Below are 22,563 nucleotides of genomic sequence, written 5' to 3' on the forward strand. Positions count from 1 at the left end.
ACTACTTAAATTTATGATTTAAAGAAGTTTTATTTTCCTTCTTTAAAAGATCCTAAAGCCATAATTTTTTCATATTTCTTTTGGTATCTTTGAGCAGGTGTTAATTGTTTTAATTCATTAACTGAAGTTATAAAGTATTCACCTAAAGCTCTTATTGCTTCTTCTTTTTGTCTATGTGCACCAATTAATGGTTCATTAATTACATCATCAACTAAATTTAAATCTTTTAAATTATCAGACGTAATTCTAAGAGCATTTGCTGCTGTTTCAACTTTTGAAGGGTCATTCCATAAAATGGCTGAACAACCTTCTGGTGAGATTACAGCGTAAACTGAATATCTCATCATTGCAAGTTTATCTGCAACTGAAATAGCTAAAGCACCACCTGAACCACCTTCACCAATTACAACTGAAACAGTTGGAGTTGTTAAATCAGCAAATTCATATAAGTTTCTAGCAATTGCTTCAGATTGATTTCTCTCTTCAGCCCCTAATCCTGGATATGCACCCGGAGTGTCAACTAACATAAGAATTGGTATTTGGAATTTTTCTGCCATTTTTGCAGCTCTTAACGCTTTTCTATAACCTTCAGGTTGTGGCATACCAAAGTTTCTATGTAGCTTATCCTTTGTACCTCGTCCTTTTTGTTCACCTATAACCATAACTTTTTGTTCATCAATATATCCAAGATAACAAACAATTGCTTTATCATCAACAAAATGTCTATCTCCATGTATTTCATAAGCATCTGTTAATAATCCACTTATATAATCCATTGCATAAGGACGATCTGGATGTCTTGCTAATTGAAGTTTTTGGTAATCACTTAAGTTTTTAAAAGTTTTTTCAACTTCTTTTTCAAGTTTTTTTTCTAAGATTTCAACAGCTGGTTCATCTGCTTTAGTTCTTGCAACTATGATATCTTCTTCTATTTTTTTTATCTTATCTTCAAATTCTAAGTAAGTTGCCATTTTTTTCCTTTTAGTAAAAAAAAAGAGCTAGAAAATCTAGCTCTTTTTTAATTCAATAATGTGTAGTTATTAATCTTGGTATTTTTTAAAGATTACAGTACCGTTAGTTCCACCAAATCCAAAGTTATTACTCATAACTGTTGTTAATTCTACTTTTCTAGCAGTATTTGGAACATAATCTAAAGGACATTCAGGGTCTTGGTTTTGAATATTAATTGTTGGAGGAATAATTCCTTCATTCAATGATTTAATTGCAAAAATTGCTTCAATAGCACCTGCTGCTCCTAAACAATGACCAATTTGACCTTTTGTAGATGTAACAGGTGGACAGTTTTCAACACCATTAAATAGTTCAACAATCGCTTTTGATTCATTACCATCTCCAACTGGTGTTGATGTACCATGAGAATTAATGTAATCAATTTTAACATCTTCACCAAGATTAGCACTTGCCATAGATATAGCAGCTTTCATTGATCTTAATGGACCTTCCATAACAGGTGCTGTAATATGGTTGGCATCTGCAGATTCACCAAAACCAATAATTTCACAATAGATTTTTGCACCACGTGCTTTTGCTGATTCAAGTGTTTCAACTACAAGAGCACCTGCACCTTCACCCATTACAAACCCATCTCTATCTTTATCAAATGGTCTTGATGCAGTTTTAGGATCATCATTTCTTGATGATAATGCTTTCATAGATGCAAAACCACCCATTCCTGCACCACAAATAGCACTTTCAGCACCTACTACTAAAATTCTATCTGCACCATTAAGTGCAATAGTTTTTACTGCATCATTTAATGCATGTGTAGAAGCTGCACAAGCAGTTACATGTGATAATGAAGGACCTTTTAATCCATGTGCAATTGAAATAAAACCACTTAGCATATTTACTAATGATGAAGGAATAAAGAATGGTGATATTCTTTTAGGACCTCTATTAGCACATACTACTGAGTTCTTTTCAATAGTAGATAATCCACCAATTCCAGAAGCTGAAATAACACCAAATCTTTCAGAATCTTCGATTGCTACTTTACCATCTTCACCAGCTAAGCCACAATCCATCATAGCTTCATGTGCTGCTTTTATACCTAATTGAATAAATCTATCTGCTTTTTTAACTTCTTTTTTATCCATTACAGTTGTTGGATCGAAATCTTTTACTTCTCCTGCAATTTTTACAGGGAATTGTTCAATATCAAATAGTGTGATTGTATCAATTCCACAAACACCGTCAACTACAGCTTTGAATGAATCTTCAACATTATGTCCTATTGAATTGATAGTTCCTAATCCAGTTATAACTACTCTTTTCATCAAATTTACTCCGTCTAATTAATTATTAATTTTTATTTAAATTATTCAATCTTGTATTAAAAAATTCAAGAATTTAAATTAAAAAAATAGAAGACCAGTTTCCTAGTTTTCTATTTTATTGCGTTAAAATTACGCGTTATTTTCGATGTATTTAATAGCATCTGATACTGTTAAAATACCTTCTGCATCTTCATCAGGGATTTCAATATCAAATTTTTCTTCTAAAGCCATAACTAATTCAACAACGTCAAGTGAATCTGCACCTAAATCTTCAATAAACTTTGAATCTTCTTTTACTTCTGCCGCATCACAATCTAATTGCTCAACTACAACTTCTATTACATCTTCTAATAATGCCATATTTAATTCCTTTTATAAAATTGTTCAGTATTATAACAAAAAAGATTTTAAAAAGTCTTTTAAATTATAAAATTTTACTAATACGTATTTTTGATTATACGTATAATCCACCATTAACTTTTAATATTTCACCTGTAATATAAGATGAATGATCACTTAATAAAAATGCAACTGCATCAGCAATTTCACTTGGATTTCCAAATCTTGATAATGGAATATTTTTTTCATATTCTGCTTTAACTTCAGCTTTTAATTCATGAGTCATATCAGTTTGAATGAATCCTGGAGTAACTGCATTATATCTAATACCTCGAGCTGCTGCTTCTTTTGCAAAAGCTTTAGTCATAGCATTTACTCCACCTTTTGATGCAGCATAATTTGTTTGACCTGGATTTCCCATTTCTCCAACAATTGAAGAGATGTTTACAATAGATCCAAATCTTTTTTTACCCATAGCTTTTAATGAAGCTTTACATCCAATAAATGTAGATGTTAAGTTTGCAGAAATTACATCATTAAAATCATCAACACTCATTCTTAATGCTAATTTATCTTTTGTAATTCCAGCATTATTAACTAAGTATGAAATTTCACCATCTGCATCAATAATAGTTTTAATTGCAGCATTAAACTCTTCTTCATTTGTTACATCAGCTTTAATTATTGCAGCTTTTCCACCTGCAGCTTCTATTTCTTCTTGAATCTTTTGTGCAGCTTCTGCTCCACTTCTATAGTTAATCCATACTTTTAATCCATAGCCAGCTAAAGTTTTTGCAATTTGAGCACCAATACCACGACTAGCACCAGTTACTAATACATTTGAACCTGTAAAATTCATTTTTATCCTTTATTAAAATTTAATAGTTGTAAGATAGCTCTTACATAATTCCGTATTATAGCTATACGCCCCTTTTATTATCCCATACTCTAATATGTAATCTATCACAATATAAATAGCCATAATCAATTGCCATTTGAATAACTTCTTCACAATTTTCATTTATGCTAGCTGCTGTATCACCTAAGGGCATTAAATAAACTTGTGTTTTTGGAATATTATCTAATATTGTTTCAATCTCTTTTTTTGCATTTTCTATGATTTTTGTATCAATTACAAACTTTAAATAAGAGTCATTGGTCTTTGTTAATATCTTATTTAAAGTCTCATAATTAACTCTTTTTTTTAATGATTCAAGCGAATTACTTAATTTAACACTCATTGAAAATATGATTTTTTCTTGGTAATCATATGTGAAATTAAGATTTAAAGAGGCATTAGTTTCAATTGTTACTTGATGACCTTCTTCAATATAGTGTTTTAATAGTTTTTGAAATTCATCTTTATTCCAATAAAGTAAAGGCTCTCCACCTGTAATTACAATATCCATTTTATATAGGGATGCTGATTGTTTTGTTAAGATATCTACTTCTTTTACAATCTCTTCGTAAGATTTGTAGTTTGTCCAAGAGTCTTTGAATTCTTTATCAACTGCATAAAATGAATCACAGCCACATTTTTTAATTCCACTTGGTGTTTCATACTCTACATCAAAACCAACACAATTAAAATTGCATTTTCCAAAACGAATAAAAACTGAAGGTGTTCCTACTAGTTTTCCTTCACCTTGAATAGTAGGACCAAAAATTTCATTTATTTCAAGCATAAAATGTGCTTTTACTCTTTGGTGTTTCTAAAAATTCTATATGCGAAACTTTTACATTTAATTTATTCATTTTCTTTTGTACAATTCTTAAAAACCAAGCTGATAAATTTTCACTTGTTGGTACAAAATCAACAATAATATAACCTTCGTAAAGTTCTTTTAAATGTATGGCTTCATTTGAAAACTTATTTAAATCTATTATTGAATAGCCTTCTTCAAAAAATATTAATTCTTTTTTTGAAACATTTGGTATTAAGGTTTCAAATAAAGGATCATTAATATCTAAAATAAATTTATGATCAAGTACATCATCAATAAAAACTTTAAACCAATTTAAATGCTTAAAATCAGTTACCATTCCATCTTTTAATTCTTCTGCTTCAAGGTAAACTAGAATTTTCCCTTGATGACCATGTAAGTGTCTACATTTCAAACACCCATCTAGTGAAAATTCTGTGTTTAAAGTTTGTGACCAAACTCTATGTCCATAACAAAAATCAAACTCTTTTGATATTTTCCAATGCATCTTTATACTTTGTAAGGAATTGGGTCTTTTGCATTTGCAAGTTTAAACCCATTTAATCTAAGTCTACAAGAATCACATACACCACAGGCTTTTTCACTTTCTTTATAACATGACCATGTGTGCTCTAAAGGAACATTTAATTCTTTTGCATGTTGAACAATCTGTTTTTTGCTTAAATGCACTAGAGGTGTTTTTATTTCAATTTTTGTAGTCTCTTTTGTTCCTTGATTAATAGCTTTTGTAATATCAGCAATAAACTCATCAGTACAATCAGGATAACCTGAACTATCTTCTTGAACAACACCTATATACATAGCACTTGCTTCTTCTTTTTCAGCAATTGCAGCTGTAATTGAAAGAAAAATTCCATTTCTAAAAGGCACATAAGTAATTGGAACTCCACTTTCAACTCCATTTACTGGAACATCAATTGTTTCATCCGTTAATGCACTTGCTCCAATTTGTGTGAAAAATGGAATATCTATTTCATATTTATTTAAAATTTCTAAATCATTGCAAATATCTCTAAATGCTTTTAATTCTCTTTTTTCTGTTCTTTGTCCATAATTAAAATGAACAGCAATTATTTCATTACCATCTTTTTTTGCAATATATGATGCAAGTGTAGAGTCCATTCCCCCACTTAAAATACATATAGCTTTTTTGCTTTTAGATGTTGTTTGTTTACTCATATGTTAAAAAGTCCTTTTTATCTTTGCTAAAGAATTTCCAATTTATTGGTAGTATTTTCACTTTTGAGTTTTTTCCTAAAAACTCAACTTTTTCATCTAATACTATTATTGAATTACATGAAGATAGAATTGAAACCATACCTGGTGATCTTTTTCTTGCAAGTGTAAATTCTTGTCCATTAAAATATCCTGGAATAATTGTAATTCTTCCTTTTCGTGTTTTAAAATCTTCACTTATGTTTGTTTCTATATAATTTGGATTTATTTCGCTTGAACCTAATAGTTTTTGAATTAATATTTTCCCAAACAGTTCAAAAATTAATGCAGATGCAAGTGGGTTCCCTGGCAGGTTTAAAATATATGTGTTATTTATTTTACCAAATATTGTAGGTTTCCCTGGTTTTATCTTAATACCATCAATTAAGGTTTCAAAATCTAATTCATTAAAAGCATCTTTTGTAAAATCAGCATCACCAACAGATACCCCACCTGAGGTTACTATTAAATCGGCATCAAGTGAATTTAATACTAATTCTTTAATTGCTTCAATACTATCTTTTGCCTGTCCTATAAATGTAACATCACAACCAAGCTCTTTGGCACGCGCTATAAATGTAGGTGTATTTGAATTATATATTTGATGATCTTGTATTTTTTGGTAGTGCAATTTTAATTCTTCACCACTTGAAAATACTACGATTTTTGGTTTTTTATAAACTTTTATGTGAGAAATTCCTTGACTTGCAAGAAGTGTAATTTTTGCAAAATTTATTTCGTCTGCAATATCAATTAACTTCTCACCAGTTTTTATATCTTCACCAATAAATCTAACATGTTGAAATTCTTTAACATTTTCTAATATTTTTATTTTGTTATCTATAGTTTTTACATCTTCTTTTGGAATAATAGCTGTTGTATTTAAAGGAACTCTAGCTCCTGTCATTATTTTAATACATGTATTTTCTTTTAGAGCAGTTTTATTATCATCACCTGCAAAAATTGTGTCTATTATTTCAAGTTCATTTTCTTTATTATTGTATATTATTGCATAGCCATCCATTGCAGAATTGTCAAATTTAGGTAAAGAAGAACTTGCTATTACCTCTTGCGCACAAATTCTATTAACAGCATCTTCAATTGGTATGATTTCATATTTTAAAGTTGTTTTGATATTTGAAATAATATTTATTGCATCATTAACACTAATAGCCATTTTATTCCTTTTTTTAATTAAGATAAAAACTTATGACAAGTTAGCTATAATAGCGAAAAATTTTAAAAGTGAGATAAACAATAATGGAATTAATGCAAAGTGCAATCGATACACACGTCTATGTAATATACTTTTTTTTAGCAGTTATGCTATTTAATTTGTATTCAGTACTAACACAAACAGAGTTTATAAAATTAGCTAAAAGATTAAAAGCAATGACGCCTTTATATCATTTAACAAATGCTATTGTAATTTATACTGGAACAATTGTTGCTTTTTATGCTCAAGTTATGAGTATTACAATATTTTTAATGATACCAGCTTCTATTTTTTTACTAGTAATTGAAATTAAAAGATATAAGAAAATGAGAGTTATTAAGTTTGCTGATGTAGAAGCTCAACAAGAGTTTTATAAATATGCAAAAAAAATCTATATTATAGAGATTTCTGTAATAGTCTCTATTTACCTTATAAGTAAAGTATTTTAATGCAATTCACTTATGATATTAATTGCGGAAATGAATTCTTAGAAATAAGTGATGATACATATAAATATTTAATAAAAGCAAGAAGGCACAAAATTAATGATGAAATATATTTTAGAAATTTAAAGAATGATTTGCTTTATTTATATAAGCTAAGTTCAATAAATAGAAGAAGTGCTAGTTTTAATTTAATTTCAAGTGAAGAAAAAATAGTAAGAAATGAAAATAGTTTACATTTAATTTGGTGTTTAGTTGATCCTAAAACAATTGAGAAGTATTTAGCTTCTTTAAATGAATTAGGAGTTGAAAAAATTACTTTTGTTTATTGTGAATATTCACAAAAGAATTTTAAATTAAATTTTGAGAAGTTAGAAAAAATATTAATTAATTCTTCTTCTCAATGTGGAAGATCAGATATTATAAAATTAGATTTTTGTAATTCATTAGAAGAAGTTATGAAAGAAAATGAGAATGTTTATTTCTTGGATTTTTCAGATATTTCAATTGATGATAAAAAAGAAGATATTAAAACTTTAGTTATTGGTTGTGAAGGTGGCTTCTCAAAAGATGAAAGATTGACTTTTAACAAAGAGAAGATAGTTGGTTTTAAATCAAATATAATATTAAGAAGTGAAACAGCAATATTAAGTGCAGCATCTAAAATATTAATATAAATATTTATAGTTTTTAAAGTAAAAAAAAGGCCTAGAAGTAAAACTTCTAGGCCTTTTTTATTTCCTTATAAAAAGAAGTTCTAGTGAACTTCTCTCCATTTAGAGTTTTTCCATAAGAATGCAAATATAGCAAAGATTACCATATAAATTAAGAATTTAGGTCCTAATTCAGATCTAGCTTCTTTACTTGGATCTCCAATTTCTTCAAGATAAGTTACAACTTGTTCTTGAGATTCTTCAGTTAATCCAACTCTAGGCATTGCAGTACCTTCAAGATGTTTTTGAGGTAAATTAATGAATGTTTCTAAATATTCATGTCCTCTTGATTTAATGTATTGAGATAAATCAGGTGGTAGTTTACCCATATATGCTTTGATATTTTCATCAGGTGTAAATGCTGCCATTGTACCTTTTTGCATATCAGCGTATTTGATTGAGTGACATCTTTGACAAGCATCTGTAAATACTTCTTTATTACTCATTTCTTCTGGAGCAATAGATTTTAAGTATGCTACCATATCAGCAATTTCTTGTGGTTGCATCCAATCATAACCAGGCATTGGATGAGCACGTCCATCAACAAATTTATGAGAAACATCAGAAGCTTTTGCAGGGTTTTTAATAAATGCAGCTAAATAAGCAGCATCATATAATTTTCCTGCACTTCCTAAATCAGGAGGTGTAACACCGTAAGCTGCTGCTGAACTTGCATTATCCATAATCTCAGGGAAACCTTTAGATTTAATAGAGTGACAAGCAGTACAGTTTGCAGTAACTAATGCTTCACCTGCTGTTGCATTACCTTCTAATGAAGTAACATCAGCAACGTCTTTTTGTACATCTTCAAATTTAAAATCTGCAGGTGCAACATGTGGGTGCATTTGAGAGTGAGCAAATGGCTCAACTCCCCAGTATGTAATAAGCGTTAAAGCTACTACTACTGCTAGTATTTTTAATTCTCTCATTATAATGCTCCCCTTTTCTTAGCGTCTATTTTTGTAACAATTGGTAGTACTAAGAACATAATAATAAATAATGTTGCTGCAAAGAAACCAACCCATGCATTTACACCTGTTGGTGGTAATTTACCATAAACAGTAAGTACAATTAAATCTGCCATTAATATCCAGAACCAAATAAAGAACACAGGTCTTTTGTGTGCTGGTAAAATTGCAGGATCTCTATCTAACCATGGTAATACTAAGAAAATAACGTTTGCAAATGCAAATGCAATTAATCCAATATCAAAGGCTTTAAATCCAGCAATATCAAAGAAGAAACCTCTTAATACTTCATACGACCATAAGAAATACCACTCAGGATAAATGTGAGCAGGTGTTACCATATTATCAGCAGGATCAAAGTTAACTGGATCCATTGCAAAGTTATAATGGAAGAATACTAAATAGAAGTAGAATATTAAGAAAATACCTAATACAGCTAAATCTTTAGAAATAAATACAGGCCAGAAAGGAATAACTTTTGACTCTTTTTTATTTCCAGCTAAATATTTTTCAGCTTCTTCATCAAAATCAAATTCATCAGAAGTTTGGTTGTTAACGTGAGGAATTCTTAATGTATAGAAGTGTAATCCAATAATACCCATAATAGTAATAGGTAATAAGAATACGTGTAACATGAAGAATCTAGTTAATGTAGCATCGGCCACATTAAAATCACCTCTAATCCAAATAACTAAAGCATCACCAATTACAGGAACTCCACCAAATAAGTTTGTAATAACCATAGCAGCCCAGTAAGACATTTGTCCCCATGGTAACATATATCCAGAGAATCCAGCAGCAGAGAATGTCATAAATAATAACATACCTGAAATCCAAATCATTTCTCTACCTTGCTTATAAGAACCGTAGTAGATACCTGTAAACATGTGAATATAAATAATTAAGAATACAACCGAAGCTGCAACACCATGCATATGTCTAAATAACCAACCAAATGCAACTTCTTGCATAATTGTGTAGTTAACAGAATCAAATGCTAAACCAATATCTGGTTTGTAATACATCATTAAGAAAATACCAGAAATGATTAAAATACCAAATGTAGTAGCTAATAATACACCCATTGCCCATAAGAAGTTAATATCTTTTGGAATCCAATATTCAGTCATCATAACTTTATTGAATGTTGTAGTATTTAACCTTTGGTCTAACCATTCACCAACAGAGTTAGCTTTTTCAAATTTTGCCATTGCTTACTCCTTATGCCATCATCGCAGCAGCGATTTTTTTGTATTCAGGACCTTCTTCACCTAAAACGATAGATGTTCCTTTTACACTAAACGGTGGTAAATCAAGAGGTCTTGGAGGAGGTCCAAATGTTTGTGTTCCACTAGCATTAAACTCTCCACCATGACATGCACATTTCCACATATCTTTCTTCCATGCTGGAATACACCCTAAGTGAGTACATAACCCAATTGCAACAGTAAATCTGTCAGAACCGATTATTAAGTCTCTAGGAGCTTCTTCCATTTCAGCAGTTTTCTTTAGTAAGAAAATTGGCTTTCCTCTCCATGATACAGTTACAGGATTTCCAGCTTTTAAACTACCAAGTTCTACATTTGTAAAACCTCCAGCTAAAACGCTTGGAAGTGGATCCCATGCTTGTTTCATTCCAACAAGTGACGCAGCACCACCTACTGCAGCAACTGCAGCAAATGAGTAACCAAGAAAATCTCGTCTATTAGTTTGATTAGACATATTTGGCTTCCTTTTTTTTAAATTAAAATCCTACAATTATATTGTCTTTTGTCTTAAAATGAATTGACTTATGTCACGAAATGTTATGTTAATGCTATTATTTGTGAAATTTATACACAAAAGTAAGATAATGTGTAGTATTGTTTATTATTAGAGAGACTTATGACTCTCTAATAAATTTAACAATTTGCGATTCAATATCTTTTTTATCAATAATTGAATCATGATTTATTTTTGAGTTAAATAAATCTTTTATACTTTGAGGTAAGTTAGCATTATATTTAGAAGATATCTCATCTAATGCCTCTTTGTCCGTATATTTTACATCATTTTGATTTAAAGAGTTAAGAACTGTTGGAGAAAATTTAGTCCATTCTGCTGTAGAATAAATCACAGTTTTTAAATCTTTTTGTTTTAAATCTTCATATGCTTTTAAACAAGTTGCTGTATGTGGATCCATTAAATATCCATCGTCCAGAAACTCTTTTATAATTTTTTGACCATAAGCATCATCAGAATTTACAGCTGCAAACTCTTCTTGAAGTTTAAGTGTTTCATTTTTACTCATTTTAAAGATGTTGTTTTCTTTTAAATCATCTAATAATTCTTTTGTTCTTTGTGCTCCATAAAGTGAATACATAACTCTTTCAATATTTGAAGATTTTAAAATATCCATTGCAGGTGATTTTGTAAGTTTTAACTCTTTTCCACGAATATCATAAATACCAGTGTTAATCCATTGTGTTAAAATATTGTTTTCATTTGAAGCAACTAAAAATTTCTCAACTGGAACTCCCATTGCTTTTGCATAAAAAGCTCCTAATACATTTCCAAAGTTTCCTGAAGGTACTACTAGGTATATTTTTTCACCCATTTTGATTTCTTGTTGTTTAAGAAGTTGAATATATGACCAGAAATGATAAATAATTTGGAAAATAATTCTTCCAAAGTTTACAGAGTTTGCTGCACTTAATTTAATTCCATCATTTTGTAATTCATCTTTAAAACTTTGTGATGCTAGAAGATTTTTCAAAGCTGTTTGTGCATCATCAAAGTTTCCTTTGATTCCAATTACTTTTAAGTTTTTTCCATCTTCACAAACCATTTGTAATCTTTGAACATCAGAAGTTCCTCCATCTGGATAAAGACAAGCTACTTGTATATTTTCTTTATTTTTAAAAGTATTAAGTGCAGCTGGTCCAGTGTCACCTGAAGTTGCCGCAAGAATTAAATAGTTTTCATTTCTTTTTTTAGCAATTGAGCTTAAAATTGAACCAAAAGGTTGAAGTGCCATATCTTTAAAAGCCCTTGTTGGACCATGATATTGTTCATGAACAAATAAATCATCTTTTACACGTACAACTGGACATGGGTTTGAAGCATCATCAAAATTATCATACAAATCAAGTGCTTTATTTATCTCATTTTCATCAATATCAATTTGGAAAGCTTTTAAAATATCATAAGCTAATTCTTTATAACTTTTATCTACATGATTTTGTAAAAAGTTTTCTTCTAAAGTTGGTAACTCTTTTGGAACATACAATCCTCCAAAAGAAGCACTTGGATTTAAAATAGCTTCACTAAATGGAACTTCTGTAGGTTTAATTCCATCATTTCCTCTTGTTTCAATAAAATTCATAATAATTCCTTAGTCATTTTCATTTAATAATTTTTCAATATCAATCCCATTATTAGGGTTATCTCTTCTTAAGAACTGTGTACCAATTCCATCTTTTGTAAATAGTTCAAGTAAAATCGAATGCTCAACTCTACCATCAATTATATGTGCTTTATTTACACCATCATGAATAGTTTCAATACATGAATCAACTTTAGGAATCATTCCACCTGCAATTGTTCCATCAGCTTTATAAGCTTCAACTTGTTCTTTATCTAAAGTTGTTAAATGAACACCAGCTTTATCTAACACTCCAATAATATCTGTAAGAAATAGTACTTTTTGAGCTCCAAGTGCAACAGCAACTTTTGATGCTGCAAAATCCGCATTAATATTAAATCCTGGATGATTTGGTTCTGCACTATCTGCAATTGGTGCAATTACAGGAATAAAACCTTCTTTAATTAAATTATTGATTAAATCTCCATTTATTTCAGTGATTTCACCTGTGTAACCAAATTTTCCACCATCTTTTGGACGTGCTTTGATAATTGCAGAATCTTTTCCTGAGATACCAATAGCTTTTGCACCATGATGATTAAGAAGTGAGGTAATGTTTTTATTGATTTCACCAGAAAGTACCATTTCAACAACTCTCATTGTCTCTTTTGAAGTAACTCTATGACCATCTATAAATTCAGATTTTATTTCAAGTTTTTCTAATAACTCAGAAATTCTTGCTCCTCCACCATGAACAATAACTGGATTAATACCAAGTAATGAAAGAAGAACAATATCTTGAGCAAATTTTTCTTGTAATTCAGGACTTGTTTGTGCTGAACCACCATATTTAATTACAATAGTCTTGCTATTGAATTTTTTTATATAAGGAATGGCATCAAGTAGGGTTTGTACTTTTTGATGTTTATCTTGCATAATATTTCCTATGATTATTTTTAAAGGTAATGATTATATCTAAATCTATCTTAATGAGAAAAAGTAGCTTTTTAATAATACACTTATAATTTTTACTGTTGTATTATTCACTATGAAAAAATTTTTAGCATTAAAAGCCAGCGCTGGTTCTGGTAAAACATTCGCACTTACAGTTAGGTATATTACACTACTACTATTAGATGCAAAACCAAATGAAATATTAACACTTACATTTACAAATAAAGCTGCAAATGAGATGAGTGAAAGAATATATAATACACTTTTAACTCTAGGTGATGATGAAGCATATTTAAATGCAATTATAAAAGAATCATCACTTTCAAAAGAACAAATTTTAGGTAAGAAAAACTTTTTAGTAAAGTCCTTTACAAATGCAAATTTAAGTATTTTTACAATTGATAAATTTATAAATAGTATATTAAGAGAATTCTGTGGTTATATTGGAATATCAGATGACTTTGAAATAAAAGAAGATGATATTGAAGCTTTATCTATGAAGTTTTTACAATCTCTTGATGTAAAGCAGTTTGACTCATTGATTGATTTTTCAATTTATGAAAAAAAGAAGTTTAATTCTATTTTTGATTTATTTAAAAACCTACTTGAAAAAAATGAAAATATTGAAATTGTTGATATTGATGCAAAGTTAATAAATATTCAAAAAGATCAAGTTTTATTAAGTGCATATAAAATAAAAGAAGCCATTTTGAATTGTGAAGTTGCAAGTAATTCAGCTAAAAAAGCAGTTGATTTTGAAAACTTTGATGAGTTGTTTACAAAAACATGGATAGGAAAAGAGACTTTAAGTGATTATTCATATTTTAAAAAATGTTCAAATGATACATTGGAGAGCTTTTTTGCAAATGTAAAAGAAGAAATAGGACTTTATTATAAGCTAAGAGCTGGATATAGTCTTAGTAAACTTTTTGAATTATATATGATGTTTAAAAATTTTAAATTAACATTTAATAAAAATAAAAACTATTTAGAATTTAATGATATTTCAAATTTAGTATATGAGTTATTATCAACAAAAATAGATAAAGAGTTTTTGTATTTTAGATTAGATTCTCAATTTTCCCATATTTTAATGGATGAGTTTCAAGATACTTCTCTTTTACAATATAAAATTTTAGAACCACTTATAAAAGAGTCATTGTCTGGTGAACAAAATAAATTCAAATCCTTCTTTTATGTGGGGGATACAAAACAATCTATTTATAGATTTAGAGGTGGAAAAAGAGAATTATTTGATTATGTAGCAAATACAAATAAATCCTTAGAGGTTGAAGTTTTAAATACAAACTATAGGTCTTGTGAAAATGTAATAAATTTTGTAAATTCATTATTTGTAAATTTACCTTCTTATGAATATTATGATCAGTTATCAATCAGGAAAGGTGGATATGTTGAAGTTCTTGTTGATAAACAATTAGTTGAAGAAGAAAAGTTTGCAACAGTTGCTTCAAAGATTGCACAACTTATTAAACAAGGTGTAAACTCAAATGATATTGCAATATTAACATATACTAACTCTGATGTTTTAGATATGTATAATTATTTAAAGAATAAATTTCCAAGTTTAAAAATATCTACTGAAATGACATCAAAATTAATAAATCAAGAAAATGTACAAGCTGTAATAAATGCAATTAAATATATTTATTTTAAAGAAGAGATTTATAAAGAAAATTTAAATGCACTAATTGGAAATAAAGTATTAACAAAGCTTGCAATTAATTTTGAAGTAGATAAAAAATCTGTTCAGGAAATTATAAAAGAAATAGCAACATCATTAAAAATAATAGATGAAAATGTTGTTAAGTTTATAGAGTGTAGTACTATTTATAATAATATTGTAGATTTTGTTTACGAAATAGATAAACTTGATGCTGTTATGGAAAATAGCGAATCTTCAGGATTACAAATACTTACAATTTTTAAATCAAAAGGTTTAGAGTTTAATACTGTAATTTTACTTGATAGAATAAAAAGAAAAAATTCTGATAAGTCATCATTACTTTTTGAATATGATAGTGTTGAGTTAAAAAATATCTTTTACAAAATAAAAGGTTATGAAAATTATAATAAACAATACTCAAATGCTATTGCAAAAGAAAAAGCATTAAGCTTAGAAGATGAAATAAATATTTTATATGTTGCTCTTACTCGTGCTAAAAATAATATGATAATCTTCAAAAAAGAGAAGTCATCAGTTTTTGATATCCTAAGTATGAAAGCTTCAATATTTGGTCAAATAATTGAAAGTACAAATGTATCAAAAAATTATGAAAAAAGCGAAAAAATTCTTTATACTCCAATGGATTTAGGTCAACAAGAAAAACAAATTGCAAAAGAAAAAGATTTAGATGATAATAGACTTCATTCTAAATACTTTGGTATTGCAACTCACTTTTGTCTTGAAATGATGAATGACTTTGATAAAGCTGATTTAGATTATTGTTTGAATCTTGTAAGAACTAGGTATTCAAACTATTTAGATGAGAGTGATTTTATTAATATTAAAAATAGAATAACAAAACTACTTGAACATAAGTTATTTGCCAATTTAATTAAAGATTCAAAGTTTATATCTGAGCAAGCTTTAGTTTATAATGGAGAAATTAAAATTATTGATTTACTTTTATTTAAAGGTGACAAATATTATATTTTAGATTATAAAACTACAAAAGAAAAATCACATGATCATATCTTACAAGTAACTTACTATAAAAAAGCAATTAAAGAGATATTCAAAAGTGAAGAAGTATTTTCATATTTAGTGTATTTAAAAGAGAATGAAGTTTTAATTGATGAGGTTTAAAATATAGGCATAAAAAAAGGGATGAATTTCTTCATCCCTTTTTTAAATATTAAGAAAACTTAAAGTTCTAGTGATCTTCTTCTGACATCATAATTGATCCAGCTATATAAACGTAAGTTAAAATAGCGAATACGAATGCTTGTAAAACTCCAAATGCTGTTAACATAAAGAATCCAGATAAAGGTACAATCCATGGTGTTAACATTAATAATACCATTAAGAACATATCATCACCTCTAATTGCACCAAAAAGTCTGAATGACAGAGATACGATTCTAGAAATGTGAGAAATAATTTCAATAGGGAACATTAATGGAGCTAAAATTGGCATTGGACCCATAAAATGTTTAAAATAGTTTATAAAACCATTTTCTTTAATACCTAAGTAATTATAGTAAACAAATACTATAAGAGCTAAAGATAAAGTAAAGTTTATATTAGCTGTTGGTGATTCAAAACCTGGAATAACACCAATTAAGTTAGAACAAACAATTACTAACGCTAAAGATGCAATTAAAGGCATGTATCTTCTAGCATTTTTTTCACCCATTGTATCAGCACCTACAGATATAACACCACCAATGAATGTTTCCATAACATTTTGGCTACCAGTTGGAACTAATTGTAATCTTTTTGTAGCTGATCGTGCTATTAAAAATATTATACCTACCACTAGGACAAAGTGTGATAAGATAATCCATTCTTGACCGTGACCACCAATAGATCCCAAGAATGTAAATAGTCTTCCTTCCATTTTCTTCCTTTTTTTTGTTTCTCAATACTAAATTATCTCTGCATTATATGATTTGTTTTCTAAAAACTATATAAAGATTATAAATTAATTTAAATTTGTTTGAATCTGTATGCGTTTTGTTTCAAATTTTCTCTAATTAGTTTTTGATGTTCTTCGCCTTTTGTTTCAACTGCAATTGTTACATGTGCTTCTCCAAACTCTAATTTAACGGAGTTTCTATCATAATCTATTTGTACAATATTTGCATCACTTTGTTTAAGTACTTCAGTTAATCTCATAAGAGCACCTGCTTTGTCCATTAAAGTAACAATTAGATTCATTTTTCTATATGATTTTACTAAACCTTTGTCAATAATTAAAGAAAGCATTGTAACATCAATATTTCCACCACAAACAATTGAACAAACTTTTTGATTTTCTATTTCTACTTTTTTATGCATAATAGCAGCAGTTGCTACAGCACCTGCTCCTTCAACTACTAATTTGTGTTTTTCTAGTAAAAATAAAATGGCATTTGCTATTTCATTATCAGATACTTCAACAACTTCATCAACATGTTCTAAAATAATTTCTAAAAGTTTTGGAGTTACATCTCTTACAGCAATTCCATCTGCAATTGTTTTAACTGATGCTGAATCAATTGGCATTTTTGATTCAAAAGATTCTTTCATTCCTCTAGCACCACTTGCAACTACACCTGTGATTTTTATATTTGGATTTATTTCTTTTGCTGCGATTGCAATTCCTGAAATTAATCCTCCCCCACCAATTGGTACAACAATATGTTCAATATCATCAATTTTTTCTAGAATTTCTAAAGCAATTGTTCCTTGCCCAGCAATAACAGCATCATCTGCAAAAGGATGAATAAACTCTTTATTGTTTTCTTCAGAAAATTTTATTGCAGTTGCATAGGCTTCATCAAAATTTTCACCAACTAAAACAACATTTGCACCATAAGATTTTACACCACTTACTTTTGTAAGAGGAGTTGATTCTGGCATAAAAATTGTAGCTTCACAATCAAAATGTTTTGCAGCATATGCTAAACCTTGAGCATGATTACCAGCACTTGCAGCTACTACACCGTTTTTTCTTACCTTATCTTCCATACATGCAAGTTTATTAAAAGCACCTCTTATTTTAAAACTACCTGTAAGTTGTAAATTGTCTTCTTTTAAATAAATTTGTGCATTTAAGTCACTACTTAAAATTGGAGCTTTAACTAATGGAGTATTTAAAACAGTGCCTGCTAATCTTTTTTTCGCTTCTTTAATATTGTTTAATGTAATCATTTCTTCTTTTCTCATTTTATATAATTCCTTGATATTATCTAAAAATATGTTTTATCATAATTAATTATGATAAAACATATTTTTACTAGAGTCTAAAGACTCTAGTAAGTTTTTTCTTTTATTATTTGTACGGCTTTAACCATATTTCTTAAACTTTGTTTTACTTCAGGCCAATTTCTTGTTTTTAATCCACAATCTGGATTTATCCATAATTGCTCTTTTGGTAAAACTTCAACTAAAGCTTCAATTTGTTTAACCATTTCTTCAATACTTGGAACTCTTGGAGAATGAATATCATAAATTCCTGGTCCTATTTCTTGCTTGTAAGCTACTTCTTTAAATATCTTTAAAAGTTTATTTCCACTTCTTGCTGTTTCTATTGAAATCACATCAGCATCCATAGCTTCAATTGTTTTAATAATGTCATTAAATTGACTATAACACATATGTGTATGAATTTGAGTATTACTTTTTGCGCAAGAAATACTTAGTTTAAAGTTATCAACAGCCCACTTTTCATATTCAGCAATATTTTCTTTTCTTAAAGGATAACCTTCTTTAAAAGCTGCTTCATCAACTTGAATCATTTTTATTTCTGCATTTTGTAAGTCATCAACTTCTTTACAAATTCCTAAGGCTATTTGTTTTGCTACTTCACTTCTTGGCATATCATCTCTTACAAAAGACCAGTTTAAAATAGTAACTGGACCTGTTAACATTCCTTTTACTGTTTTTGATGTTTTACTTTGAGCATATTTAGTCCAATTTACAGTCATTGGATTTTCTCTGTTTACATCTCCATAAATTAATGGTGGTTTCACACATCTACTTCCATATGATTGAACCCAAGCATTTTTAGTAAAAGCAAAACCATCTAACATCTCACCAAAATATTCAACCATATCATTTCTTTCAGGTTCTCCATGAACTAGTACATCAAGTCCAATTTCTTCTTGAAATGAAATACAATCATCAATATATTTTTTTATCTCTTTTTCATATTCTTCTTTGCTAATTAAAGAGGCTTTATAATTCTTTCTATTTTCTCTAATTTCTTTTGTTTGAGGAAAAGATCCAATTGTAGTAGTTGCTAGATAATCGTACTTGAAATAATCTCTTTGCGCTTTAATTCTATCTTCAAATTTATCTGCTCTTTGTAATACTTTCAGATTTTTTAACTCTTCTTGAATTTTGTTATTATGAATTTTTGTAGATGTTTTTCTTTTATTATTATCTTCAATATTTTTTTGTATTGCAGACTTTTCTTCTAAACTTAAATCTAAATTGAAAAATTGCTTTGAAAGAAGTGATAATTCATTTAATTTTTCGCAAGCAAAAGCTAACCAAGATTTAATCTGCTCATCCAATTTTTCTTCATAATTTAAAGTAAAAGGTACATGTAATAGTGATGAAGATGTAGAAATTATAATATTTTCTTTTTTTATTACTTTTGCTATTTCTTCTAAAAGTGATTTTTTCTCTTCAAAGTTACTTTTCCAAATATTTCGTCCATCAATTACACCTGCTATTAATACTTTATTTGAATCTTTGATTAAATTTAAGCAATTAAGATTTTTTCTTCCATAAATAAAATCTAAACCAAGAGCCCAAATAGGAGTGTTAACAAAATTTTTTGTTGCTTCATTAGAGTGTTCAAAATAAGTAGAAACAACAAGTTTAATATTTTTTGCAATACTTGTTAATTGATCATAAGTAGGTTTTATTAGAGAAAGTATTTTTGAGTCTAAATCTTTTACAAATAAAGGCTCATCAAATTGAACAACAATTTCTTCATCTAAATTTGATATTTCTAATAATAGTTCTTTATAAATTTCTACAACTTTATTTATATGAGAAAATGTATCACTATTATCAATACTTTTACTAAGACCTAAATATGTAATAGGTCCAATTAAATTGATTTTAGTTTTAATACCTAATTCTTTAGCTTCTTTGTATTCATTTATAACTTTTTTACTATTTAATTTAAATGTAGTTTCTTTTGAAATTTCTGGAACTATATAATGGTAATTTGTATTAAACCATTTTGTCATTTCCATTGCAAGAGCTTTGTCATTTCCTCTAGCCATTGAAAAGTATTGTTCTTCGTCTTTTAGCTTCTCAAATCTTTTTGGAATTGCTCCTAATAAAATTGTAGTATCAAGCATATTGTCATAATATGAAAAATCATTTGATGAAATAAAATCTATTTTTGCTTTTTTCTGATAATTCCAGTGTCTTTTTTTTAATTGTTCTGCTACATATTTAACTTCTTCAAAGCCTATTTGCTTTGACCAATATTTTTCTAAAACTTTTTTAAGTTCTCTTTTTTCTCCAATACGAGGAAATCCTAATACGTAATTCTTTTGCATAACTAATCCTTTTGTTATTAATAATTTATTTTTATATGATTTTGTTTTAATTTTTGAATAAATTATGCAAAAGGAGGGTGTACTCCTGTTCTTCTAAAGGCAAAAAAAGCATTGTAAAATGGACATCGAGGAATAAATTTAAATAGAGTTATAGCTAAAGCAGTTCTTTTTTTAAAGATACATTCACAATGACATGGCTTCTTATTTTGAATAAGACATAAAGTTAAGTTTTCAATGAGATTTGGAGGTGCATCTTCATCTTCATCGTTTTCGTTAGAAATTAAAAGTTTATTATTGATATGGTTTTTTGTAGACGTTAGGACACTATGTAATTGTGTAGCTAATGAATATGCTTGTATAGAACTTAGTGTAAAATACTTTTTGCCAAAACCTCTTAGTAGTTTCAAATAATAACCTTAATAAATTTTTCGTGCAGTTTAAATTAATAATGCTTAATTACAAATAAAAATAAATATGGTATTATTCCAATAAAAAAGGTAGAGTATTAGTTTGAAATTTACATTTGTGACACTTTTCCCAAACTTAATTGAACCATATTTTCAAGATTCTATTTTAAAACGAGCAGTTGATTCAAATTTTATATCTTATGAGTTTTATAATCCAAGAGATTTCACAAATAATAAGCATTTGAAAGTTGATAAACAAATGGTAGGTGGAGGAGCAGGAATGCTTATGACTTGCCAACCTTTGTTTGATTGCTTAGATAAAATAAAAGAAGAAAATGAAGATGCTTATATTATTTTTCCTTTAGCTGCTGCAAAAACATTTAAACAAAATGATGCAAAGCGTTTGGCAAAGAAAAAAAACATAGTATTTGTAAGTGGAAGATATGAAGGAATTGATGAAAGAGTAATAGAAAAATATGCAAATGAGGTATTTTCTATAGGAGAATTTGTTTTAACAGGTGGAGAATTACCATCTTTAACAATGAGTGATGCAATTTCTAGAAATGTTGATGGTGTTCTTGGGAATGCCCAATCTTTAGATGTTGAGAGTTATGAAAATCAACTTTTAGAAGCTCCATCTTTTGCTAAACCTGAAATTTTCCAAAATTTAAGTGTCGTTAAAGAATTCTTAAAGGGAAATCATAGTAAAATTTCCGACTTAAAAAACCAGATGTCAATTTGTAAGACAAAATACTATAGACCTAATAAGGAAAAACGATGAAAAACAGATATATTGCTAGTTTCGAAACTGCACAAATAGAGTCAAAAGAAATCCCTCAATTTAGAGCAGGAGATACTGTAAGACTTGGTATTGAGATTAAAGAAGGTGAAAAAAAGAGAGTTCAGACTTACGAAGGTATCGTAATTGCTAGACATGGTGAAGGTGTTTCTGCAACATTTAACGTAAGAAAAATTGGTGCTAACTCTGTTGGTGTTGAAAGAATTTTCCCATTATACTCTGATTCAATCAAATCTTTTGAAGTATTAAGAAGAGGTAGAGTAAGAAGAGCTAAGTTACATTACTTAAGAGGATTAAGAGGAAAAGCTGCAAGAATTAAAGAACTTAAAAGATAGTAAAACTTTAGAGTTTAGGCTCTATTGTTAATTAATATGTCAAAAATATTAATTCACACTACTTCTTTAATAGAAGCACAACCTATAGTTGATTTCTTTAATTTAGAGAAATTAACTAATCCAATTGAAAATACAATTTATTCTAATGATGATTTAATACTTATAGTTTCTGGTGTAAGTAAAGAAGAAATATTAGACTCTTTAAATTATATTTTCAAAAACTTCCAAATCTCTAAAGCTTTTGATTTAAGTATTGCCTCGTGCAGTGATGGATCAATTGCTCTAGGAACACTTTTTTGTACTAATCGATTTATCAATGGACTTAATTTTGCAAATGTTACTACAGTAGAGAAAGCTTTAGAAACAGATAAAGATTTAGAAACATTACTTGTTGATAAGCAAGCAGAGTTCTTTAGACAAACATGTAAAGAAAATATTCAAGACTTTTATATATTAAAAATTGTTTCTGATTATTTTGATGAAACAACTCCTAGTGAAAAAGAGATATTCCAACTTATAAATGATTCTATTTTAAAATGGAAGAACTTAATTTAATAAAGGT

Annotated in this window: 23 protein-coding genes; 6 read left to right on the forward strand and 17 right to left on the reverse strand. The window is 28.3% G+C overall.

Going from position 1 to position 22,563, the window contains the following annotated elements:
* Positions 1-29: 29 nt before the first annotated feature.
* The 8 genes from accA to LPB137_RS02010 all read right to left on the reverse strand — a co-directional run bounded on the left by accA (position 30) and on the right by LPB137_RS02010 (position 6,752).
* Positions 30-971 carry an acetyl-CoA carboxylase carboxyl transferase subunit alpha gene (accA, locus tag LPB137_RS01975; RefSeq protein WP_076083690.1) on the reverse strand — a complete coding sequence of 314 codons (942 nt, stop codon included), beginning with the start codon at positions 969-971 and terminating at the stop codon, positions 30-32.
* 69 nt (positions 972-1,040) lie between these two features.
* The gene (locus LPB137_RS01980) at positions 1,041-2,297 is read right to left on the reverse strand and encodes a beta-ketoacyl-ACP synthase II (RefSeq protein WP_076083693.1); all 1,257 of its coding nucleotides are present in this window, start codon (positions 2,295-2,297) and stop codon (positions 1,041-1,043) included.
* Between the two features lie 129 nt (positions 2,298-2,426).
* A complete protein-coding gene (gene acpP / locus LPB137_RS01985; RefSeq protein ID WP_076083696.1) occupies positions 2,427-2,657 on the reverse strand; it encodes an acyl carrier protein in 231 nt (76 codons plus the stop codon).
* 94 nt (positions 2,658-2,751) lie between these two features.
* On the reverse strand, positions 2,752-3,495 hold the full coding sequence (gene fabG, locus LPB137_RS01990) for a 3-oxoacyl-ACP reductase FabG (protein ID WP_076083699.1): 744 nt from the start codon (positions 3,493-3,495) through the stop codon (positions 2,752-2,754).
* 61 nt (positions 3,496-3,556) lie between these two features.
* On the reverse strand, positions 3,557-4,321 hold the full coding sequence (locus LPB137_RS01995) for a 7-carboxy-7-deazaguanine synthase QueE (protein ID WP_076083702.1): 765 nt from the start codon (positions 4,319-4,321) through the stop codon (positions 3,557-3,559).
* Positions 4,314-4,847 carry a 6-carboxytetrahydropterin synthase gene (locus LPB137_RS02000; RefSeq protein ID WP_076083705.1) on the reverse strand — a complete coding sequence of 178 codons (534 nt, stop codon included), beginning with the start codon at positions 4,845-4,847 and terminating at the stop codon, positions 4,314-4,316. The genes LPB137_RS01995 and LPB137_RS02000 overlap by 8 nt, the downstream gene beginning before the upstream one ends.
* Before the next feature lie 2 nt (positions 4,848-4,849).
* The gene (gene queC / locus LPB137_RS02005; RefSeq protein ID WP_076083708.1) at positions 4,850-5,539 is read right to left on the reverse strand and encodes a 7-cyano-7-deazaguanine synthase QueC; all 690 of its coding nucleotides are present in this window, start codon (positions 5,537-5,539) and stop codon (positions 4,850-4,852) included.
* On the reverse strand, positions 5,532-6,752 hold the full coding sequence (locus tag LPB137_RS02010; protein WP_076083711.1) for a molybdopterin molybdotransferase MoeA: 1,221 nt from the start codon (positions 6,750-6,752) through the stop codon (positions 5,532-5,534). Before LPB137_RS02010 ends, queC begins: the two co-directional genes overlap by 8 nt.
* A 92-nt stretch (positions 6,753-6,844) precedes the next feature.
* Between LPB137_RS02010 and LPB137_RS02015 the strand changes: the two genes are divergently transcribed.
* Positions 6,845-7,240 (forward strand): hypothetical protein, encoded by a 396-nt coding sequence (locus tag LPB137_RS02015; protein WP_228144679.1) that lies wholly within the window; start codon positions 6,845-6,847, stop codon positions 7,238-7,240.
* Complete coding sequence (locus tag LPB137_RS02020; protein ID WP_076083717.1) at positions 7,240-7,911, forward strand: 16S rRNA (uracil(1498)-N(3))-methyltransferase; 672 nt, start codon at positions 7,240-7,242, stop codon at positions 7,909-7,911. Before LPB137_RS02015 ends, LPB137_RS02020 begins: the two co-directional genes overlap by 1 nt.
* 80 nt (positions 7,912-7,991) lie before the next feature.
* On the opposite strand, the gene LPB137_RS02025 is transcribed toward LPB137_RS02020, so the two are convergent.
* The 5 genes from LPB137_RS02025 to argB form a co-directional block, all read right to left on the reverse strand.
* The gene (locus LPB137_RS02025) at positions 7,992-8,876 is read right to left on the reverse strand and encodes a c-type cytochrome (protein WP_076083720.1); all 885 of its coding nucleotides are present in this window, start codon (positions 8,874-8,876) and stop codon (positions 7,992-7,994) included.
* Positions 8,876-10,126 carry a cytochrome b gene (locus tag LPB137_RS02030; RefSeq protein WP_076083723.1) on the reverse strand — a complete coding sequence of 417 codons (1,251 nt, stop codon included), beginning with the start codon at positions 10,124-10,126 and terminating at the stop codon, positions 8,876-8,878. Before LPB137_RS02030 ends, LPB137_RS02025 begins: the two co-directional genes overlap by 1 nt.
* Positions 10,127-10,136: 10 nt before the next feature.
* A complete protein-coding gene (gene petA / locus LPB137_RS02035) occupies positions 10,137-10,637 on the reverse strand; it encodes a ubiquinol-cytochrome c reductase iron-sulfur subunit (protein WP_076083726.1) in 501 nt (166 codons plus the stop codon).
* A 160-nt stretch (positions 10,638-10,797) separates the two neighbouring features.
* Positions 10,798-12,279, reverse strand: coding sequence for a threonine synthase (gene thrC, locus LPB137_RS02040; RefSeq protein ID WP_076083729.1), 1,482 nt, complete (start codon positions 12,277-12,279; stop codon positions 10,798-10,800).
* Positions 12,280-12,288: 9 nt separating this feature from the next.
* Positions 12,289-13,194 carry an acetylglutamate kinase gene (gene argB, locus LPB137_RS02045; RefSeq protein ID WP_076083732.1) on the reverse strand — a complete coding sequence of 302 codons (906 nt, stop codon included), beginning with the start codon at positions 13,192-13,194 and terminating at the stop codon, positions 12,289-12,291.
* A gap of 112 nt (positions 13,195-13,306) precedes the next feature.
* Between argB and LPB137_RS02050 the strand changes: the two genes are divergently transcribed.
* The gene (locus LPB137_RS02050) at positions 13,307-16,039 is read left to right on the forward strand and encodes a RecB-like helicase (protein WP_076083735.1); all 2,733 of its coding nucleotides are present in this window, start codon (positions 13,307-13,309) and stop codon (positions 16,037-16,039) included.
* A 67-nt stretch (positions 16,040-16,106) separates the two neighbouring features.
* Here LPB137_RS02050 and LPB137_RS02055 read toward each other — a convergent pair whose 3' ends face one another.
* The 4 genes from LPB137_RS02055 to LPB137_RS02070 all read right to left on the reverse strand — a co-directional run bounded on the left by LPB137_RS02055 (position 16,107) and on the right by LPB137_RS02070 (position 20,867).
* Positions 16,107-16,793 (reverse strand): F0F1 ATP synthase subunit A, encoded by a 687-nt coding sequence (locus tag LPB137_RS02055; RefSeq protein ID WP_076083738.1) that lies wholly within the window; start codon positions 16,791-16,793, stop codon positions 16,107-16,109.
* Positions 16,794-16,882: 89 nt separating this feature from the next.
* On the reverse strand, positions 16,883-18,088 hold the full coding sequence (ilvA, locus tag LPB137_RS02060) for a threonine ammonia-lyase (protein ID WP_076089160.1): 1,206 nt from the start codon (positions 18,086-18,088) through the stop codon (positions 16,883-16,885).
* Between the two features lie 101 nt (positions 18,089-18,189).
* The gene (gene metE / locus LPB137_RS02065; RefSeq protein ID WP_076083741.1) at positions 18,190-20,460 is read right to left on the reverse strand and encodes a 5-methyltetrahydropteroyltriglutamate--homocysteine S-methyltransferase; all 2,271 of its coding nucleotides are present in this window, start codon (positions 20,458-20,460) and stop codon (positions 18,190-18,192) included.
* 62 nt (positions 20,461-20,522) lie between these two features.
* On the reverse strand, positions 20,523-20,867 hold the full coding sequence (locus LPB137_RS02070; protein WP_076083744.1) for a hypothetical protein: 345 nt from the start codon (positions 20,865-20,867) through the stop codon (positions 20,523-20,525).
* 103 nt (positions 20,868-20,970) lie between these two features.
* On the opposite strand from LPB137_RS02070, the gene trmD reads away from it, so the two are divergent.
* The 3 genes from trmD to LPB137_RS02085 are packed head-to-tail and all read left to right on the forward strand — an operon-like array spanning position 20,971 to position 22,556.
* On the forward strand, positions 20,971-21,648 hold the full coding sequence (trmD, locus tag LPB137_RS02075; RefSeq protein ID WP_076083747.1) for a tRNA (guanosine(37)-N1)-methyltransferase TrmD: 678 nt from the start codon (positions 20,971-20,973) through the stop codon (positions 21,646-21,648).
* Positions 21,645-22,001, forward strand: a complete 357-nt coding sequence (gene rplS, locus LPB137_RS02080) for a 50S ribosomal protein L19 (protein ID WP_076083750.1) — start codon at positions 21,645-21,647, stop codon at positions 21,999-22,001. The genes trmD and rplS overlap by 4 nt, the downstream gene beginning before the upstream one ends.
* 36 nt (positions 22,002-22,037) lie before the next feature.
* On the forward strand, positions 22,038-22,556 hold the full coding sequence (locus LPB137_RS02085) for a hypothetical protein (protein WP_156981717.1): 519 nt from the start codon (positions 22,038-22,040) through the stop codon (positions 22,554-22,556).
* Positions 22,557-22,563: the final 7 nt, after the last annotated feature.

It is taken from the genome of Poseidonibacter parvus (genome assembly GCF_001956695.1).
Lineage (GTDB): Bacteria > Campylobacterota > Campylobacteria > Campylobacterales > Arcobacteraceae > Poseidonibacter > Poseidonibacter parvus.

Bases quoted from the DNA above. Each gene is read 5' to 3' on its own strand.
- accA (WP_076083690.1), bottom strand. From the start codon at position 971: ATGGCAACTTACTTAGAATTTGAAGATAAGATAAAAAAAATAGAAGAA.
- LPB137_RS01980 (WP_076083693.1), bottom strand. From the start codon at position 2,297: ATGAAAAGAGTAGTTATAACTGGATTAGGAACTATCAATTCAATAGGA.
- acpP (WP_076083696.1), bottom strand. From the start codon at position 2,657: ATGGCATTATTAGAAGATGTAATAGAAGTTGTAGTTGAGCAATTAGAT.
- fabG (WP_076083699.1), bottom strand. From the start codon at position 3,495: ATGAATTTTACAGGTTCAAATGTATTAGTAACTGGTGCTAGTCGTGGT.
- LPB137_RS01995 (WP_076083702.1), bottom strand. From the start codon at position 4,321: ATGCTTGAAATAAATGAAATTTTTGGTCCTACTATTCAAGGTGAAGGA.
- LPB137_RS02000 (WP_076083705.1), bottom strand. From the start codon at position 4,847: ATGCATTGGAAAATATCAAAAGAGTTTGATTTTTGTTATGGACATAGA.
- queC (WP_076083708.1), bottom strand. From the start codon at position 5,539: ATGAGTAAACAAACAACATCTAAAAGCAAAAAAGCTATATGTATTTTA.
- LPB137_RS02010 (WP_076083711.1), bottom strand. From the start codon at position 6,752: ATGGCTATTAGTGTTAATGATGCAATAAATATTATTTCAAATATCAAA.
- LPB137_RS02015 (WP_228144679.1), top strand. From the start codon at position 6,845: ATGCAAAGTGCAATCGATACACACGTCTATGTAATATACTTTTTTTTA.
- LPB137_RS02020 (WP_076083717.1), top strand. From the start codon at position 7,240: ATGCAATTCACTTATGATATTAATTGCGGAAATGAATTCTTAGAAATA.
- LPB137_RS02025 (WP_076083720.1), bottom strand. From the start codon at position 8,876: ATGAGAGAATTAAAAATACTAGCAGTAGTAGTAGCTTTAACGCTTATT.
- LPB137_RS02030 (WP_076083723.1), bottom strand. From the start codon at position 10,126: ATGGCAAAATTTGAAAAAGCTAACTCTGTTGGTGAATGGTTAGACCAA.
- petA (WP_076083726.1), bottom strand. From the start codon at position 10,637: ATGTCTAATCAAACTAATAGACGAGATTTTCTTGGTTACTCATTTGCT.
- thrC (WP_076083729.1), bottom strand. From the start codon at position 12,279: ATGAATTTTATTGAAACAAGAGGAAATGATGGAATTAAACCTACAGAA.
- argB (WP_076083732.1), bottom strand. From the start codon at position 13,194: ATGCAAGATAAACATCAAAAAGTACAAACCCTACTTGATGCCATTCCT.
- LPB137_RS02050 (WP_076083735.1), top strand. From the start codon at position 13,307: ATGAAAAAATTTTTAGCATTAAAAGCCAGCGCTGGTTCTGGTAAAACA.
- LPB137_RS02055 (WP_076083738.1), bottom strand. From the start codon at position 16,793: ATGGAAGGAAGACTATTTACATTCTTGGGATCTATTGGTGGTCACGGT.
- ilvA (WP_076089160.1), bottom strand. From the start codon at position 18,088: ATGATTACATTAAACAATATTAAAGAAGCGAAAAAAAGATTAGCAGGC.
- metE (WP_076083741.1), bottom strand. From the start codon at position 20,460: ATGCAAAAGAATTACGTATTAGGATTTCCTCGTATTGGAGAAAAAAGA.
- rplS (WP_076083750.1), top strand. From the start codon at position 21,645: ATGAAAAACAGATATATTGCTAGTTTCGAAACTGCACAAATAGAGTCA.
- LPB137_RS02085 (WP_156981717.1), top strand. From the start codon at position 22,038: ATGTCAAAAATATTAATTCACACTACTTCTTTAATAGAAGCACAACCT.